General features: G+C 33.9%; 13 protein-coding genes and 1 tRNA gene. 9 read left to right on the top strand and 5 right to left on the bottom strand.

The genetic code is table 11. The features are described 5' to 3' along the window. The first annotated feature begins 126 nt into the window (after positions 1–126). Entirely contained in the window at positions 127–2,073 is a 1,947-nt protein-coding gene (locus FUA22_RS12950; RefSeq protein WP_147768978.1) for a YgiQ family radical SAM protein, read from the top strand. Positions 2,074–2,168: 95 nt separating this feature from the next. On the opposite strand, the gene FUA22_RS12955 is transcribed toward FUA22_RS12950, so the two are convergent. Both FUA22_RS12955 and polA read right to left on the bottom strand, forming a co-directional pair. After that, positions 2,169–2,939, bottom strand: a complete 771-nt coding sequence (locus FUA22_RS12955) for a DUF6090 family protein (protein WP_147768979.1) — start codon at positions 2,937–2,939, stop codon at positions 2,169–2,171. 16 nt (positions 2,940–2,955) lie between these two features. Beyond that, entirely contained in the window at positions 2,956–5,799 is a 2,844-nt protein-coding gene (gene polA / locus FUA22_RS12960) for a DNA polymerase I (RefSeq protein WP_147768980.1), read from the bottom strand. 104 nt (positions 5,800–5,903) lie between these two features. Between polA and FUA22_RS12965 the strand changes: the two genes are divergently transcribed. The 3 genes from FUA22_RS12965 to FUA22_RS12975 all read left to right on the top strand — a co-directional run bounded on the left by FUA22_RS12965 (position 5,904) and on the right by FUA22_RS12975 (position 8,381). Next, positions 5,904–6,605, top strand: coding sequence for a copper homeostasis protein CutC (locus FUA22_RS12965; protein WP_147768981.1), 702 nt, complete (start codon positions 5,904–5,906; stop codon positions 6,603–6,605). Between the two features lie 100 nt (positions 6,606–6,705). After that, positions 6,706–7,938, top strand: coding sequence for a metallophosphoesterase (locus FUA22_RS12970; RefSeq protein WP_147768982.1), 1,233 nt, complete (start codon positions 6,706–6,708; stop codon positions 7,936–7,938). Between the two features lie 146 nt (positions 7,939–8,084). Then, positions 8,085–8,381, top strand: a complete 297-nt coding sequence (locus FUA22_RS12975) for a thioredoxin family protein (RefSeq protein WP_147768983.1) — start codon at positions 8,085–8,087, stop codon at positions 8,379–8,381. On the opposite strand, the gene FUA22_RS12980 is transcribed toward FUA22_RS12975, so the two are convergent. Further along, a complete protein-coding gene (locus tag FUA22_RS12980; protein WP_147768984.1) occupies positions 8,378–9,028 on the bottom strand; it encodes a polysaccharide deacetylase family protein in 651 nt (216 codons plus the stop codon). The two genes, FUA22_RS12975 and FUA22_RS12980, sit on opposite strands and share 4 nt — an antisense overlap. 3 nt (positions 9,029–9,031) lie before the next feature. Continuing rightward, positions 9,032–12,349, bottom strand: coding sequence for a glycosyltransferase family 117 protein (locus tag FUA22_RS12985; protein ID WP_147768985.1), 3,318 nt, complete (start codon positions 12,347–12,349; stop codon positions 9,032–9,034). 235 nt (positions 12,350–12,584) lie between these two features. On the opposite strand from FUA22_RS12985, the gene FUA22_RS12990 reads away from it, so the two are divergent. From FUA22_RS12990 to infB, 4 genes are all read left to right on the top strand, one after another. Next, positions 12,585–12,657 (top strand) — tRNA-Gln (locus FUA22_RS12990). Between the two features lie 234 nt (positions 12,658–12,891). Continuing rightward, positions 12,892–13,353 carry a ribosome assembly cofactor RimP gene (gene rimP / locus FUA22_RS12995; protein ID WP_147768986.1) on the top strand — a complete coding sequence of 154 codons (462 nt, stop codon included), beginning with the start codon at positions 12,892–12,894 and terminating at the stop codon, positions 13,351–13,353. A gap of 13 nt (positions 13,354–13,366) precedes the next feature. Next, positions 13,367–14,599 carry a transcription termination factor NusA gene (nusA, locus tag FUA22_RS13000; protein ID WP_147768987.1) on the top strand — a complete coding sequence of 411 codons (1,233 nt, stop codon included), beginning with the start codon at positions 13,367–13,369 and terminating at the stop codon, positions 14,597–14,599. A gap of 31 nt (positions 14,600–14,630) precedes the next feature. Beyond that, a complete protein-coding gene (gene infB / locus FUA22_RS13005; protein WP_147768988.1) occupies positions 14,631–17,399 on the top strand; it encodes a translation initiation factor IF-2 in 2,769 nt (922 codons plus the stop codon). A 66-nt stretch (positions 17,400–17,465) separates the two neighbouring features. Here infB and FUA22_RS13010 read toward each other — a convergent pair whose 3' ends face one another. Then, positions 17,466–17,867, bottom strand: a complete 402-nt coding sequence (locus FUA22_RS13010; protein ID WP_170309916.1) for an SPOR domain-containing protein — start codon at positions 17,865–17,867, stop codon at positions 17,466–17,468. A 212-nt stretch (positions 17,868–18,079) separates the two neighbouring features. Here FUA22_RS13010 and FUA22_RS13015 point away from each other — a divergent pair, with 212 nt between their 5' ends. Further along, on the top strand, positions 18,080–19,372 hold the full coding sequence (locus tag FUA22_RS13015) for a cytochrome c3 family protein (RefSeq protein ID WP_147769085.1): 1,293 nt from the start codon (positions 18,080–18,082) through the stop codon (positions 19,370–19,372). Positions 19,373–19,378: the final 6 nt, after the last annotated feature.

Raw genomic sequence — 19,378 nt, forward strand, 5'->3', positions numbered from 1 at the left:
GCTTATTTTTAAACTTATTTAAGGCTTCTTTTTTATTTGATTTTCAACATATAAAAGAGCTATTAACAAAACCATCAGGTTTAATTTAAACTATGGGCGTTTTATTTTGACTATTTTTGCACTCTTATGCAGGAGTTAAGACTTTCAAATTGGTTACCTACCACAAACAAAGAGGTTAAAATACGAGGTTGGGAAGAATTAGATGTAATTCTTTTTAGTGGAGATGCTTATGTGGATCATCCCTCATTTGGCCCTGCAGTAATTGGGCGTATTTTAGAAAGCTATGGTTTGCGTGTAGCTATAGTGCCTCAGCCTAATGTAAATGATAATCTTCAAGATTTTATAAAGCTAGGTGCTCCTAAATTATTTTTTGGTGTTACTGGTGGTTGTATGGATCCCATGATTAGCAATTATAATGCGAATAAAAAACGTAGAGATAAGGATGCCTATACGCCAAATGGGGATATTGGATTTAGACCAGATTATGCAACTACGGTTTACTCTAAAATTTTAAAAGAAAAGTGGCCTGATGTTCCAGTATTAATAGGTGGTATTGAAGCGTCTTTAAGACGAGTATCACATTATGATTATTGGAGTGATAAGCTCATGCCTTCAATTTTAGAAAGCTCTAAAGCAGATATGTTAGTTTACGGCATGGGTGAGCAGCCTTTGAGAGAGGTAGTGCGGTTATTACAAAAGGGTGTGCCATTTTCTAGTATCACAACTATAAAACAAACTGCAGTTCTTTTAAGTCCTGAAGCTAGAATTCCTAAGAATAGTAATTGGGAAGATATTGAAATTGCTTCTCATGAAAACTGCCTTAGAGATAAAAAAACCTTTGCATCTAATTTTAAGGTAATTGAGCAGGAAAGTAATAAACTGGAAGCTAGACGTATTTTTCAAAAGATAGGCGAAAAGACATTAATGATAAATCCGCCGTATCCAACAATGACTGAAGATGAAATAGATGCGTCTTTTGATTTACCATATACCAGATTACCACACCCTAAATACAACAAGCGCGGACCTATTCCGGCGTTTGAAATGATTAAGTTTTCAATAAATATCCATAGAGGATGTTTTGGTGGCTGTAGTTTTTGTACTATATCTGCTCATCAAGGAAAGTTTATTGCTTCTAGAAGTCAGGAATCTATTTTAAAAGAAGTAGACACCGTTGCAAATATGCCAGATTTTAAGGGCTATTTATCTGATATCGGCGGCCCAAGCGCGAATATGTACAAAATGAAGGGAAAGATTCAATCTATATGCGATAAGTGTGTAGCGCCTTCATGTATTTCGCCTGTTATTTGTAGTAACCTTGATACTTCGCATAAACCTTTAACCAAGTTATATCAAGCGGTTGATAGTCATCCGAAAGTTAAAAAATCTTTTATTGGTAGCGGTATTCGTCATGATATGTTAGTACCTGAATTCAATAAGAATGCTGATGCTAAAGAATTGGATGATTATACTGAAGAGGTTATGACAAAACATGTGTCTGGACGCCTTAAAGTGGCGCCAGAGCATACCAGTGATCCGGTTTTAAAACTGATGCGTAAACCATCATTTACCTACTTCCATAAGTTTAAAGAGCGATTTGATAAGATTAATATTAAGCACAAGTTGAAACTTCAGCTTATTCCATATTTTATATCCAATCATCCTGCATGTGAAGTTGAGGACATGGCGAATCTTGCAGCTGAAACTAAAGATTTAGGTTTCCAATTAGAACAAGTTCAGGGTTTTACACCAACTCCTATGACAGTTGCAACTGTTATTTTTTATAGTGGTTATCACCCTTACACACTTCAAAAAGTTAGGACGCCTAAAACACGTAAAGAAAAAGATGAACAACATCGTTTTTTCTTTTGGTATAAGCAAGAAAATAAAGACTGGATAAAAAATACTTTGAATAAACTTGGGAGACAAGATTTATTGAAAATTCTTTTACCTGAAAACGATAAATGGCGAAAGAATAAACCAGGGAAGCCCAAACATACTTTTGATGATGCGGTGCCTTTTAATCAAAGAAAGAATAAGGCTAAGTTTAGGTCTAAAAAGAAGGGTAGATAATTATATAACGGTTGAGGTATTTGAGTATACTGACGTGTAATCTAAATTATCTTTCCTCCTTATTGCGAGAATTTAATTTGTTAGTTATTGTGGGATTAAAGAAGGGACTGTTTTAATGAGATAATTAAAGCTTCCGCGTTATTTTTTAATTCTTTATAATATGGAACAATTATTCTATGTTTGGTATAATAAGTATATATGCATTCCTCCCAATTTCTAAATTCTTTTGTGCTAGGTTTATTTAGAAATTCCCAATCAGATTCTCGAAACATGTTATTGTTATTTGGAAATAGTTCCGAAGCATTGAATACATATTTTGAAATAGGAGTATTTTCTATAAGAACTTCAACAGATTGATTGATTTGTTCGTTAAATCCCTTTTCTTTTGTGGAAACAAGAGTATAGTTTCTATAGTAAGTTACAATTTGGGTTTTTAAATGCTCATTTGATATAATATCTAGCTTTCCAGAATTAAGAAGTTCAGAATAGGCAACGTCAGAGAGTATCAAATTGTCCTTGCCAGAAAAAAAATCGGCTGATGTTGTTAATTCGGACACTTCTTTAATTGTTTTTTGAATCACATACATGTTTTTAATGTAATTAAGGTAATCCTCACTCAAATTGTTAGATAATTCAATTTTTTCACTTAAAATAGAAGTGTCTTTCTTTATATCAGATAAGAGCCTTTCAAGGTAGTTTGTTTCCACAAGTTTCTCCTTGCGTTTTTCATTCCAATTGTTTATTTGTAAAGCAATCAAAATACCAATAACAACTAGTATTATTTCACCAATAGCATACTTTATATATTTAAAAGTTTGACTTGTCTCTAGAAGTTTTTTTCTGATTTTTCTGAAAAAGGATAACATAAATCTTTAATTTATTTTAATGCGCCTCTAACCAATTATCTCCAATGTCTAAATCAACATCTAAAGGAACTTCTAATTTATAAGCATTCTCCATTTCGGTTTTAACTAAAGTTTTAATGGTTTCCAATTCAGGTTTGTAAACATCAAATACCAATTCATCATGCACTTGTAATAGCATTTTAGTTTTAAAATCACCTTCATTCAATTTATTATAAATGTTAATCATGGCAATTTTAATAATGTCAGCTGCACTACCTTGTATTGGTGCATTTACAGCATTACGTTCGGCAGCGCCACGAACCACAGCGTTTCTAGAATTAATATCTTTTAAATATCTACGTCTGCCTAAAACAGTTTGTACATAACCATTGTCGCGAGCAAAATCAACTTGTTCACTAATGTAATTTCTTAATTGAGGATAAGTAGCATAATAGGTGTCAATCAGTTCTTTGGATTCTGAACGAGAAAGATTAGTTTGATTACTTAAACCGAAAGCAGAAACGCCATAGATGATACCAAAGTTCACAGTTTTGGCATTACTTCGTTGTTCTCTAGACACTTCATTTATGGGAATATTAAACACTTTTGAAGCCGTAGATGCATGAATGTCTTCTCCGTTTTTAAAAGCTTCAATCATGGTTTTTTCCTTACTCAAAGCAGCGATAATGCGCAATTCTATTTGAGAATAATCGGCTGCCAATAGCGTATAATCTTCATTGCGCGGAACAAAAGCTTTTCTAACTTGTCGACCACGTTCAGTACGAATAGGAATATTTTGAAGATTAGGGTTGTTACTGCTTAAACGCCCTGTAGCGGCTACCGTTTGCATATAATCTGTGTGAACCCTTCCTGTACTTTCTTCTACCTGTTTTGGTAAAGCATCTACATAGGTGCTTTTAAGTTTTGAGAGTCCTCTAAAGTCTAAAATATTTTGAATAATCTCGTGCTCTTTGGCTAAATACGATAAGATATCTTCAGAGGTTGCGTATTGTCCTGTTTTAGTCTTTTTAGGTTTGTCAACTAATTTAAGTTTTTCAAATAAAATGACACCTAACTGCTTTGGTGAGGCAATATTGAATTCCTCACCAGCTGCATCATAAATCTTTTTTTCAAGATTTGTAATGTCGTTGTTTAGATCCTCAGACAAAGAATTTAAGAACTTTTTATCCAAATTGATGCCTTCTATTTCCATAGCCGCTAAAACACGAAGCAATGGAATTTCAATGTCATCAAATAACTTTTGAGTGTTGGCTTCGCCTAATTCATTTTGAAAATGTTCTTTTAGCTGGAGGGTGATATCAGCATCTTCAACCGCGTATTCAGTCTGCTTTTCTAAATCTACTTCCCTCATTGAGAGTTGGTTTTTCCCTTTTTTGCCAATTAATTCTGTTATAGAAATTGGTGTGTAATTCAAATAGGTTTCAGCTAAAACATCCATGTTGTGTCTCATATCAGGATTAATTAGATAATGAGCCAACATGGTGTCAAATAACTTGCCTTTAACGTCAATATTATATTTTGCTAAAACCTTGATATCATATTTCAAATTCTGACCAATTTTCTCAATGTTTTCGTTTTCAAAAAACGGTCTTAAATCCTCTATAAGATTTTGAGATTCATTTTTATCCTCTGGAAAAGGCAGGTAAAACCCTTTACCAGTTTCCCATGAAAATGCTATGCCAACCAATTCAGCAGTTAAAGGATTTAGACCCGTAGTTTCGGTATCGAAACAAACGCTAGGTTGTTGTAAAAGACTTTTAATAAACAACCTTTTGGAGGATGGAGTATTAATATATTGATAAAAATGAGGTGCTGTTTCTGATGTTTTTCTTGTGTATTCTGAAACAACTTCTGCAGTGTCTTCTTCCTCATTCCCAAATAGGGAAAATTGTCCTGCTCCTGCAGAAGAAGTTGGTTTTGGCGTAGTTTTGGTTTCCGCTGGCGCAACTGAAGTTTCAGTTGGCGCAGTTTCTCCATTACCTGCAAAAGTTTTTAAGAAATTTTCGGTTAAACGTCTAAATTCTAAATCTTGAAATATTTGTTTTACAGCCTCTATATTTGGGTGATCCAATTCAAAATCTTTTGCGTCAAAAGTCACTGGAACATCTAGCATAATAGTTGCTAGCTTTTTTGAAAGCAATCCTAATTCGCCATTGGCTTCAACCTTCTCCTTCATTTTTCCTTTTAGCTGATCAGTATTGGCTAGTAAACCTTCCATAGAACCAAATTGAGCAATGAATTTTTTAGCAGTTTTTTCTCCAACTCCCGGAAGTCCTGGGATATTATCACTAGAGTCTCCCATCATGCCTAAGAAGTCAATAACTTGAAGAGGGTCTGTTACTTCAAACTTTTTCTGAACTTCAGGAATCCCCCACGTTTCATAACCACCTCCAAAAACAGGGCGGTACATGAAAATATTATCGGTTACTAATTGTGCAAAGTCTTTATCTGGTGTTACCATATAGGTTTTATAACCTTCTTTTTCCGCTTGACGAGATAAGGTTCCAATCACATCATCGGCTTCATACCCTTCTTTTACCATAATAGGGATATGCATTGCTTTCAAAATATTATGAATATGCGGAATGGCTGTTTTTATACCTTCGGGAGTTTCATCTCTATTTGCTTTGTAAGCTTCAAACATTTCAACTCTATCTGCGCTTCCTCCTTTATCAAAACAAACTCCTAAATGGTCTGGGCGTTCTCTTTTTATAACATCTAAGAGTGAATTCATAAAACCCATTATAGCTGAGGTATCCTCTCCTTTTGAATTAATTCTAGGGTTTTTTATAAAGGCATAATAACCTCGAAAAATAAGTGCATAAGCATCTACTAAGAAAAGACGTTTTTGATCTGACATTGATTTTGTTTTGATAGGAAACCAAAGCTACAAAACTATTTTTGATTTGTGATTTATTATTCGGAATTTGCTATTTATAAATCTTTACTTAATAGGTAAATAATATGATTCTTGAAGTTTGTGCAAATTCGTATCAATCTGCAATTAATGCAACAGAGGCAGGTGCACATCGTATTGAATTGTGTTCGGAATTATCAGTTGGTGGCATAACACCGTCATTTGGGTTATTAAAACAAGTAATTCAAGTTGTATCAATCCCTGTTTTTGTTTTAATTAGACCAAGAAGTGGAGATTTTGTCTTTTCTAAAGATGAATTTGATATCATGAGACAAGATATTCAGGTGTGTAAACAGTTAGGTTGTGATGGTATTGTTTCGGGAGTTTTATGCTATGATAATACCATTGATATTGAACGAACCAAAGAGTTGGTTGAGCTATCAAAGCCATTGTCATTTACATTCCACCGCGCTTTTGATTTAGTTAAAAGCCCAACCAAATCTCTTGAAGACCTTATTGAAATGGGGGTGAATAGAGTATTGTCTTCTGGTCAAGAACTCACTGCTGAAAAAGGCATTCACTTACTAAAACAATTAAAAGAGATGTCAAAAGGGAACATTACTATACTGCCGGGTTGTGGTATAAGCGCCAATAATGCAAAGCTATTTAAGGATTTTGGTTTTGACGAAATTCATGCTTCAGCCTCTAAAAAGGTATTTAAAAATGAAAGTATAAAAGGATATGGAGACTCTCTTCAAACTGAGTCTGCGATAAAAATCATAAAGTCTATATTAAAGAATATTTCTTAAGCATTAGTTAAATAAATCAAAATCTTAACTATTAGTTAAATAAATCATTGTTTTTAAACAGAAACTTAGATTACCACTATATTTGATGTAAAAAAAGAACATGCTACGCTGGATAATTTTCATACTTATCTTTGGAATAATTGATGTTTACGCTTATCAAGCATTTAAAACAGTTTCTAAAAGCAATTGGTTAAATATTTTGTATTGGGTATTATCTCTCTTGGTAATAGGAAATTTTATATATAGATTATTCAATTTAAATAGAGATGATTTTGGTAATGCACATGCATACGCATTCGGTTTTCTAATTGCCTTATTAGTTCCTAAAATAATGCTTCTTATGATTATGTTTGCCGAAGATGTTTTTAGAGTACCGCATGCTATTTACAGATATTTTACTGAAGGAGAAGTTGCAAAAGGAAACTATATGCCTTCTAGAAGAGCTTTTATTTCTAAGATTGCTTTGGGGATAGCTGCCATTCCTTTTGCATCCATTCTTTACGGTATTTATAGGGGTAAATATAATTACAAAGTTCTAAAATACACATTGCATTTTGAGGACTTGCCCGATGCCTTTGACGGTTATAAACTTACCCAGATAAGTGATATTCATTCAGGAAGTTTTGACAATATGGAAAAGGTTGATTATGCAGTTGGCTTAATTAATGAACAAAAAAGTGATGTTATTTTGTTTACTGGAGATATGGTGAATAATAAGGCAACTGAGATGAAGCCTTATATGGAGGTTTTCGGTAAGCTTTCAGCAAAAGATGGTATGTACTCTGTTTTAGGGAATCATGATTATGGAGATTATGTTAGGTGGGAATCAGAAGAAGCAAAAAACCAAAATTTAGAAGATTTAAAATTGGTTCAAAAAGAAATAGGTTTTGATTTACTTTTGAATGAACATCGATTTATTGAAAAAAATGGTGAACGCATAGCAATAGTAGGCGTTGAAAATTGGGGTGCTGGAGGTTTTAAAAAAGCAGGTGATTTGAGGAAAGCTTCTTCTCAAATTCAAAAAAATGACTTTAAAATATTGATGAGTCATGATCCTTCTCATTGGGAAAAAGAGGTTATAAAAGATGATTACCATTACCATTTAACTTTAAGCGGACATACTCATGGTATGCAGTTTGGAATTGAAATCCCGGGTTGGTTTAAGTGGAGCCCTGTTAAGTGGCGCTACAAGTATTGGGCTGGTATTTATGAAGAATTGGGGCAATATATAAATGTAAATCGTGGATTTGGTTATTTGGCTTTTCCGGGGCGTGTTGGTATATGGCCAGAAATAACTGTTATAGAACTTAAAAAAGGCACGAAGAAGGCATAGTTAAAGTTGTTCTAATATAATTGTGTCTTTCATGGTTTTTTAATAAATTAGACATAGACAAACCTTGATTTTTAAGAGATTGGCCAAATGATAAAAAAAATGTGTAGGTTTGTAATAGAGTATTTTACCAATAAATACTAAATAGTATGTCGAAATTTGGGGAACTTATAGATGTCGAAATTCCAGTTTTATTAGAATTTTATACAGACTGGAATGATCAATCCACTGCAATGCATCTAGTTTTAAGAGATGTTGCTGCAGCACTTGGTGATAAAGCAAAAGTTATTAAAATTGATGTTGAAAAGAATGAAGAATTAGCTGATGCTTTAAGGGTTAAAACACTGCCAACTTTAATAATCTACAAAGACGGCGAGATGAAATGGCGGCAGAGTGGGGAGTTAGATGCCAATTCACTTATAAGTATTATTCAGGAGTATATTTAAGAGATTGCCTTTAATTCATAACCTTTTTCAGTAAAGTATTCTAAAACTTTTGGCAACGCATATTGCATATTTTTTGAAGCTTTAATGCTATCATGAAAAACAATAATACTTCCTTCTTTTGCTTTTGAAATTACATTTTTTAGACAGGTTTCATTGTTCACTGATTTGTCCCAGTCAAAAGACAATACATCCCACATGATTATTTTGTAACCCTTTGCAATTAATTTTTTTCCTTGTTTAGGAGTGATTTGCCCATACGGAGGTCTGAAAAGTTTTATGAATGACGATTTTGGATTTGTAATATGTGTTTTAAATTCACTTTCACAATCCGCTATATTTTTTAAATAGTCCTTACTATTTGTTTTCCAACCTTTAATGTGGTTTTGTGTATGATTGCCAATACTATGACCATTTTCGATAATGTTTTGAAAAATATCAGGGTGCTTTTCAATGTTTTCACCTATACAGAAGAAAGTTGCTTTGGCGTTATATTTCTTTAATAAATTTAAAACCCACTGAGTGATTTCAGGGGTAGGTCCATCATCAAAAGTTAAGTAAATAGATTTGTCTGTTACAGGGATGTCCCAAATGTAATTTGGGAACATCTTTTTCGCAACAACAGGTGTTTTTATAGGTGCTAAGGTCATGCCTTAATTTGTACTATCAGTGGTTTGTTCTATTGGCAAGCTATCAGAAGGTAATTTGATGTCCTTGTCAACTGGCTGTTGTTCGTCTTCTTCTCCATAAAAATGTTTAAACATTCTTAAGTGATTATTAAAAATTTCTCCTTCAGCTTCTGCAAATTCAATGTCATAGCCAATTAAAATATCAACAAGTGCTTTGTATCGTTGAATATTAGTATAGATTTCTTCAAAAGCACGTTCTTGATTTTGTTGTTTTAGCGTACTGTAGTATTTTAAATTTTCCTGATATTTTACAGCAACATCTTTAAATAGCTTTTGTGCTTTTTCTTTATTCCCAACTTCATAATAAGCACTAATATAAGGTTCTAAAAGGGTGTAATATCCAAAGTAATTAACAGGCATATTGGTCATGGCAATATCTGCCACTTCTTCGGCTTCATTCAATTTGTTCTCATTAATTAGCTGTTCCATTAGTCTGGCTAAGTTCCCTCTATAGGTTATAGAATTTTTTCTAGTTTCAACATCATGATAAATATCTGGACTGCCACTATTGCCCCAGTTCCAAGTTTTTACTTTTTCATACATAAGGTCTGCATCAACGCGTCCCATGTCAAAGGGATTAGCCCTATCAACCGGAGTTTTAATAGGTACTAATTTGTAACACATACCATCTAATTGCAGATAGTCTTTCATCCAAATATAGTCGTCATCACCAAAGCTTCCACCTGTAAAATATATTGGGCGTTTCCACTCATTATTGGCTACAATATCTAACATTAAAAGTCTGTTTTTGTATAGTGCGCCTCCGCTTAATTTAATATCAATATAATCCAGCATTTTATGGGCGTCTTTTTCTTTTACAATGCCATGTTTAAGAGCATTGTCTTTATTCACAGGAAGTCTTAAAAATTGGGTTGGTAAATATCTATTATTAAGTTCTTGAGAAGGGTATCTGCTTATATCTTCTTGGGCAAAATTTTGCAAATAAAATTTAAACCTAGTTTTAGGATTATCACTGCTAATAAAGTTTAAAGCTTCCTTAATTTGAATTGTATCTTGTGATATTGGGGCAATTCTAACATAGTCATTGGTGCCATGTTTGTAATGCTCATGTGTTAATTGTGATGGCACTGGGTCGCTTTCATAAGCTTTACGCTTCATTTGATCTATATACCAATCTGTTTGAAATAAACTGGTGTTTACAATTCTGACATCGGTACGGTAACCTTCAATTTCTTGAGCATACCAGAGCGCAAACGTATCATTATCTCCAATGGTAAAAAGTATGGCGTTTTCTGCACAAGAGTCTAAATACTTCTTAGCCATAGATCTGGCAGTATATTTGTCTGAACGGTCATGGTCATCCCAATTGTTAGCAGCTAAAATACCTGGAACAAGAATTAAACAAACAATTGTTGTTATTGGGGCTGCTAATTTCTTTGGAATATGATTTTTAAGAGTATCATAAATAGCATAAACACCAAACCCAATCCAAAGAGCAAATACATAAAATGACCCAACTACTGAATAATCACGTTCTCTAGGTTCAAAAGGGCGTACATTGGTATATACTTGAATTGCTATTCCTGTGAACAAGAAAAATACTAACATAACCCAAAAGAGTTTTTTGTCTTTGTTGAATAAGAAGAAAAACCCAATGAGTCCTAAAATTAGAGGTAGTAAGTAATAGGTATTTCTAGCTTTATTATTTTCAACATCACTTGGTAAATTATCTTGAGAAACCCCTAAATGCCATACGTCTAATGGCTTGATGCCACTTATCCAGTTCCCGTGGTCATCATACTTGCCTTGAATATCATCTTGTCTACCAGCAAAGTTCCACATAAAATAGCGCCAATACATGTAACCTAATTGGTATTCAAACATGTAAGCAAGATTGCTACCTAAAGAGGGTTTTTCAACATCAAAATATCTAACAGCATTTTGCTTTAAAAAATTACTATAATCTTCATAATCAACATTGCCTTCCATAACTTCCTTTTTGAAGTTGGCAACCATTGCTCGTAATTCATTATCCATCTGGAGTTCTGGTTTTAGCTTAAAATTTAAAAACCCAGAAAACATCATATAATTGTCTGCATGTTCGCTACTCCACATTCTTGGAAGTATAGAGGCGTGTTCTGAATTGTAATTTTGTCTGGAGTTTTTCCAGTCGTTAACAATTATATATTCCCCTTTTTCTTCGTCCTTTTCGTATTTTGGTTTACCGTCTATATAAGGATTGTTTTCATCTAAAGATGCATACTGATCTGTAAACATAGGCCCATAAAACAAATGTGTTTCTGGGTATTGCTCTAAGTTGTAATACGCTAAAAGTTCACGAGCACTAGAAGGGTTATTTTCATTAACTACCACATTAGCATTGGCGCGTATGGGTAGCATTAGCCAAGTTGAAAACCCTATTATTACAAAGGTCAGGCAAAGGATGCCTGTGTTTAAATGATTGTATTGTTTTTGACGCGTGAATTTTAATCCATAATATATAAGAGCTACCAATAGAATGCCTGCTATAACAGTACCAGAGTTAAACGGAAGCCCAATAGTATTTATAAAAAAGATTTCTGAAACACTGAATATCTTAAGAATATTAGGAGCTAATAGTTTGAAAATGAATAACAATACGGCTACCGAAACCGCATTGGCTATAATAAAGTTTTTAAGTGTAACGGTTTTGTAGTTTTTAAAATAATAGATAAGGCCAATGGCTGGAATAGTTAATAGTCCCATGAAATGAACGCCAAATGATAACCCAATAACAAACGAAATAAGGATTAACCAACGGTTTCCTCGAGGTGTATCCATATCTTGTTCCCAACGTAATCCTAACCAGAAAAGCACAGACATTATTAATGTAGCCATAGCATAAACCTCGGTCTCTACAGCATTAAACCAAAACGAGTCCGTAAATGTGAATGCTAAACTTCCTACAAGCCCACTACCTAAAACAGCCATGGATTTAGGTTGATTGTCATCAGAACTACCAACTAGTTTTTTAAGTAGTAGTGTAATAGTCCAGAACATGAATAAAATAGTGAATGCACTGGCAACAGCACTCATCATATTCATCATAAAACCAACTTGCGAAGGTTCAAAAGCAAACATTGAGAAAAATGCTCCAAGCATTTGAAACAAAGGAGCTCCTGGAGGGTGTCCAACTTGTAATTTAGCCGATGTTAAAATATACTCACCCGCATCCCAAAAACTAACTGTAGGTTCAACCGTTAAACTATAAGTTATAAGAGCTATTAAAAAAGAGAACCATCCTAAAAGTGTATTCCATTTTTTAAAGTTTAAATTGGCCATAAAATTCAGTATTTATTTGCTTTGGCGAATTTAATAATAAATATGAAATGAGACATTACTATTTAGTTTGTCTTAACATAATTACCTTTCAAGTCATTATTATTACTAAAAAAGCATATTCAAAATGTAAATACTGCCAGTGTTTTTAGGTAAACGCTGCCCTTTAATAATTATTTTTCAAAAAATATTTGTACAGATAAAACTTTGTACTAAATTTGCACCCTCAATTACACAATGGCCTATGGTGTAACTGGCAACACGTCTGGTTTTGGTCCAGAAGAGTCTAGGTTCGAGCCCTAGTAGGCCAACGTTAATTTAACCCTAATTATGAAAATAGTTAGGGTTTTTTGTTTTTATAAGCGAGTTCGTGAATGATTAGTTTGTTTAGAACCTAAATTTAGGTGAGGTCAAGCAAAAATTTTAGTTCTCACTATTTTTGTTGTAGGGTTTATAAATTAAATTAAAAATCATATATTTGCAGCGTTGAAAGACAAAGTAATGATAATGAGGGGACGGAAAGTCCCCTCTTTTTATACTAAAAAATGTTTAAAACTACGGTTGAAAATTTACTTGAAGCTGCATTAAATGACAGACCCGATTTATTTCTAATAGATTTTTCTATTGAAGGTGGTAATCAAATAAAAGTTGTGGTAGATGGTGATAACGGAGTTTTGGTTGAAGATTGTATGTTTATTAGCAGAGCTATAGAGCATAATCTTGATAGAGAAGAACAAGATTTTTCTCTAGATGTTATGTCTGCTGGAGCTACTTCACCTTTAGTTCATAAACGTCAGTATAAAAGACATTTAAATAGAACACTAAAAGTAAAAACAGCATCTGATAAATTTGAAGGAACACTTTCAAGTGCCTCAGATGAAAATATTACACTAGTGTGGAAAGTTAGAGAGCCTAAACCAATTGGGAAAGGCAAGGTAACTGTAACAAAGGAAGCGAATATCGCTTACAAAGATATTGTAGAAGCAAAAGTTATGATTAAATTTTAATTCAGTAAGAGTTATGGAAAATGTTGCGTTAATTGAATCTTTTTCGGAATTCAAAGACGATAAGCTAATTGACAGAGTAACGTTAATGGCCATTTTAGAAGATGTGTTTAGAAGCGCCTTAAAAAAGAAATATGGCGATGATGATAATTTCGATATAATTGTAAACCCTGATAAAGGTGATTTAGAAATTTGGAGAAATAGAATAGTTGTGGCTGATGGTGAAGTTGAAGAACCAAATCAAGAAATTTCATTATCTGAAGCAAGAAAAATTGAACCAGATTTTGAAGTAGGTGAGGATGTGTCTGAGGAAGTAAAACTTATTGATTTAGGAAGAAGAGCCATTTTAGCATTACGCCAAAATCTTATTTCAAAAATTCATGAGCATGACAATACTATAATTTATAAGCAATTTAAAGATTTAGTAGGAGAAATTTACACGGCAGAAGTTCATCATATTCGTCATAGAGCAGTGATTTTATTAGACGATGAGGGTAATGAAATAGTGTTGCCAAAAGACAAACAAATACCTTCAGATTTTTTCAGAAAAGGAGATAATGTAAGAGGTGTTATTGATACGGTAGAGCTTAAAGGGGCAAAACCAACTATATTAATGTCTAGAAGCTCTCCGGTGTTTTTAGAGAAATTATTTGAACAAGAAATTCCAGAAGTTTTTGATGGTTTAATTACAGTTAAAAATGTAGTGAGAATACCAGGAGAAAAAGCTAAGGTAGCAGTTGATTCTTATGATGACAGAATTGATCCTGTAGGAGCTTGTGTTGGTATGAAGGGTTCAAGAATTCATGGAATTGTTCGTGAATTAGGGAATGAAAATATTGATGTAATTAATTACACAAACAACTTACAATTATACATTACAAGAGCTTTAAGCCCTGCAAGAGTTACATCAATAAAAATTGATGAAGAAACCAAGCGTGCTGAGGTTATTTTAAAACCAGAAGAAGTTAGCAAAGCTATTGGTAGAGGTGGTCATAATATTCGTTTAGCGGGTCAATTAACTGGCTATGAAATTGATGTGTTTAGAGAAGGAGCAGAAGAAGATGTTGAGTTAAGGGAGTTCTCTGATGAAATAGAAGAGTGGATCATTCAAGAATTTAGTAAGGCTGGTTTAGATACCGCTAAGAGTATACTAGAACAAGAGGTAGACGACTTAGTGAAAAGGACTGACTTAGAGGAAGAAACAATTAACGATGTTATAAGAATTCTAAAAGAAGAATTTGAAGAATAACGCATATATTTGAGTATTTTAAAGGCAATTTATGGCTGGGACAATTAGATTAAATAAAGTATTACGCGAGCTTAATATCTCCTTAGATCGTGCTGTAGAATTTTTAGATTCTAAGGGCGTTGAGATTGAGAAGCGTCCAACTACAAAAATTTCTGAAGAAGTTTACGCAATTCTTTCTGATGAATTTGAAACGGATGCTAACAAAAAAGTGGCGTCTAAAGAAGTTAGTGAAGCAAAGCAAAAGGAGAAAGATGCATTGCGAGAGCAACGCGAACGTGAGCTTGAGGCAAAACAAAAAGAAGCAGCCAAAAAAGAAGAAGAAGTTGTAAAAGCTTCTGGTAGTATTTCTGGTCCTAAAACTGTTGGAAAAATAGATTTGTCTCCCAAAAAGGCAGAAGCTAAAAAAGAAGAAGTTAAAAAGGAAGAGCCAGTTAAAGAAGCACCAGCTAAAGTTGTAAAAGAGGAAAAGCCTGTTGCTGAAAAGCCAAAAGAAGAAAAACCAGCTGCTAAGGTTGAAGAAAAACCGGCTCCTAAAAAAGAAACGCCTAAAAAGAAGGAAGAAGCGCCTGTGAAGGAAATTTCGAATGAAGAGGTGCCTCCAGTAGAAGAAAAGGTTAAAACTCAATACAAAAAACTAACTGGTCCTAAAATTGCAGGAGATAAAATAGATTTATCTCAATTTAATAAGCCTAAGAAAAAGAAAGAAGAAAAGAAGCCAGAAGCTAAGACTGGTGATGCAACTAAGAAAAAGCGTCGTAGAATTAGTAAAGTTGGTGGCCCACAATCTGGAAACAATAGAGGTCCAGGTCAAAGAGGTCCTGGACAAAATAGAGGAAACGATAGATTTAAAGGTAAACCAGGACAAGGCCGTAGAAATATTGTTAAAGAAGAGCCTAGTGAAGAAGATGTGAAAAAACAAGTGCGCGAAACACTTGAAAAACTTCAAGGAAAATCTTCTAAAGGAAAAGGAGCTAAATATCGTAGAGAAAAAAGAGATCAACATAGAGATCAAACCGAAAAAGAATTACAAGCAGAAGCAGCAGAAAGTAAAATACTCAAAGTAACAGAGTTTGTTACTGCTAGTGAAGTTGCTACTATGATGGATGTTGGAGTGACTGAAATTATATCGGCATGTATGTCTTTAGGAATGATGGTAACCATGAACCAGCGTTTAGATGCTGAGACATTAACTATTGTTGCTGAAGAGTTTGGATATCAAGTAGAATTTATTACGGCTGATATTGAAGAAGCAATTGAGGTTGTTGAAGATAAAGAAGAAGATTTAACTTCAAGAGCACCAATTGTTACCGTAATGGGTCACGTAGATCATGGTAAAACTTCGCTTCTGGATTATATCAGAAAAGAAAATGTTATTGCCGGTGAGTCCGGTGGTATAACTCAGCATATTGGAGCTTATGGGGTAGAGTTAGATGGCGGACAAAAAATTGCTTTCTTAGATACACCAGGTCACGAGGCGTTTACCGCAATGCGTGCACGTGGAGCACAAGTAACAGATATAGCAATTATTGTTGCTGCTGCTGATGATGATATTATGCCACAAACTAAAGAGGCTATATCTCATGCGCAAGCTGCTGGAGTGCCTATTGTATTTGCTATTAATAAAATAGATTTACCAGCTGCTAACCCAGAAAAGATTAAAGAAGGTCTTGCTAATATGAATTTATTAGTTGAAGATTGGGGAGGTAAAGTGCAATCTCATGATATTTCTGCTAAAAACGGAACTGGGGTAAGTGAATTGCTTGAAAAAGTCTTGCTAGAAGCTGAATTATTAGAATTAAAAGCTAATGCAAATAAGCCTGCAGTTGGTACTGTTGTTGAAGCATTCCTTGATAAAGGGCGTGGTTATGTGTCTACTATTTTGGTGCAAGCCGGTACTTTAAAAGTTGGAGATTATGTGTTAGCAGGTCAGCATAGTGGTAAAGTTAAAGCCATGCATGATGAGCGTGGAAATAATGTAGAAGAAGCAGGTCCTTCAACGCCAGTATCTATTTTAGGATTGGATGGAGCACCTCAAGCAGGTGATAAGTTTAATGTATTTGAAGACGAACGTGAAGCAAAAGCTATTGCTACTAAACGTTCTCAATTACAACGTGAACAATCTGTTAGAACACAACGTCATATTACACTTGATGAAATTGGAAGACGTATTGCTTTAGGAGACTTTAAAGAGCTTAATATTATCCTTAAAGGTGATGTGGATGGTTCGGTTGAAGCCTTAACAGATTCGTTCCAAAAACTATCAACAGAAGAGATTCAAGTAAATATTTTGCACAAAGGTGTTGGTGCCATTACAGAGAGTGATGTTTTATTAGCATCGGCTTCTGATGCCATTATTATTGGGTTTAATGTAAGGCCAATGGGTAATGCACGCCAAATTGCTGATAAGGAAGAAATAGATATCAGAACATACTCAATTATCTATGATGCTATTAATGACTTGAAAGATGCAATGGAAGGAATGTTGTCTCCAGAATTTAAGGAAGAGATAACTGGTACAGCTGAAATTCGACAAACATTCAAGATTTCTAAAGTAGGAACCATTGCAGGTTGTATGGTAACTAATGGTAAGATATTCAGAAACTCTGGAGTGCGTCTTATTAGAGAAGGTGTTGTAGTATTTACGGGTGAGTTAACAACGTTGAAACGATTTAAAGACGATGTTAAGGAAGTATCAAAAGGATACGATTGTGGTATGCAAGTGAAAAACTATAACGATATTAAGGAAGGTGATATTATTGAGGCTTTCCAAGAAGTAGCCGTTAAGAAAACGTTGAAATAGAAATATGTATTTCAATTTATAATAAAATAAAAAGCGAACCATTTGGTTCGCTTTTTTTATGACTTGTTAATTGTTTTTCTCCTTCTTCGGTTTAAAAATAAATGCGCTTGGAAACTTTCGTTTTATACGTTTTAAAGCTCTGTCTGCTTCTAAGCGAGTTCTAAAGTTACCGGCCCAAATTTTGAAGTTAGGTGATTCGTATACAATTCTAGATTTCCAATCACTAAAAGATTCATGAAACTCCTCTTTTGCTTTATAAGCATCAGACCTATTTCCGTTATAAATTTGAATTTTATATCTGTCTGAATTGTTTTCGTCCTTATTAATATCCTTTTTAAGACGTAATAATGCATCTATATTTTTATCTTGATTAATTTCAACATGACCTTGCTGTGAATAGCCTTTATTGACAACACATAAAAATAAGCAAATAGCTGTTAATACTTTAAACTTTAAACTCAAATTCATCATTTTTAATTATTTATACAAATGTATACGTTATAAATTAAACTATAGTTCTTTTATTTATTTAGAATGCCTCTAAATTAGCAATAACACTTCCCTAACATTTCTAAAATCGACTTTAAATATTACTTTTGCGTGAGATTTTAGAAGTATGATATTTGTCATGTTTTATGAAAAAATCATACCAAAGATTAGAAGTTAATTTAACCAATAATATGAAACAGGTGATTCACCGTAGATTGGGCGGAAACATTCTTCGTTTTAGCCTAATTATTTTATTAGCGTTTACAACCTCGCTGTCTGCTCAAGACGGAGATCCGGCAAAAGGAAAATCAATATTCAATACCAATTGTGCTGCTTGTCATCATTTAGATAAGAAAATGACAGGTCCTGCATTACGTCATGTTGAACAACGTTTAGCTGATGATCAAGGTTTAGATAGAGACTGGATTTATGCTTGGATTCGCAATAGTGCGGCTTTAGTTAAGTCTGGAGATGCATATGCTAATAAAGTGTATAATGATTTTGGTGGAGCTGCTATGACGGCATTTCCTCAATTATCTGATGAAGATTTGAACAATATTTTAGCTTATACAGCTCAAGAAAAGGCTGCTCCTGCAGCTGCTACTGGAGCTGCTGCTGCACAAACAACTACTTCTGAATCTGTCGGTATTTCAAACGAACTTATTCTAGGTGCTTTAGCAATTCTTTTTGTGTTGTTAGCTGCTGGGTTATATTTAGTAAACAAAACACTGCGCAGATTTGCTGCGGCTCAAGATATTGATTTACCTGAAGCTACCGGTAGAAAACCACTTTGGAAAGCTTTTGTTGAAAACCAATTCTTAATGTTAGTTACGGCAATATTTTTCTTATTAGCTAGTGCTTATTTTGCTTTTGGTTATTTCATGCAAATTGGTATAGATCAAGGTTATCAGCCAGTGCAACCAATTCATTTCTCGCATAAAATTCATGCAGGTGATAATGGAATAGATTGTAAATACTGTCACTCCTCTGCAAGAGTTAGTAAAACATCAGGTATTCCATCATTAAATGTTTGTATGAACTGTCATAAAACCATTTCAGAATATAATGGAGAAACTACTCCAGAGCATTCTAAAGAATTCTATGACAAGCAAATTCAAAAGCTTTATACTGCTGCTGGATGGAGTGATGAAGAGCAAAAGTATGTAAGTGAAGGTGAGCCAGTTAAATGGGTTAGAATTCACAACTTGCCAGACTTTGTTTATTTTAACCATTCACAACACGTTTCTGTTGGTGGGCAAGAGTGTCAAACATGTCATGGTCCAGTTGAAGAAATGGAAGTGCTATATCAGCATGCGCCATTAACAATGGGATGGTGTGTTGAATGTCACAGAACCACAAATGTGAAGGTTGAAGATAATGCGTACTATGATAAGATTCATGAAGAATTGTCTAAAAAGTATGGTGTAGAGAAGTTAACAGTTGCCGAAATGGGTGGACTGGAATGTGGTAAGTGTCATTATTAATTTAGT

This window comes from Seonamhaeicola maritimus, from assembly GCF_008056315.1.
Taxonomy (GTDB): domain Bacteria; phylum Bacteroidota; class Bacteroidia; order Flavobacteriales; family Flavobacteriaceae; genus Seonamhaeicola; species Seonamhaeicola maritimus.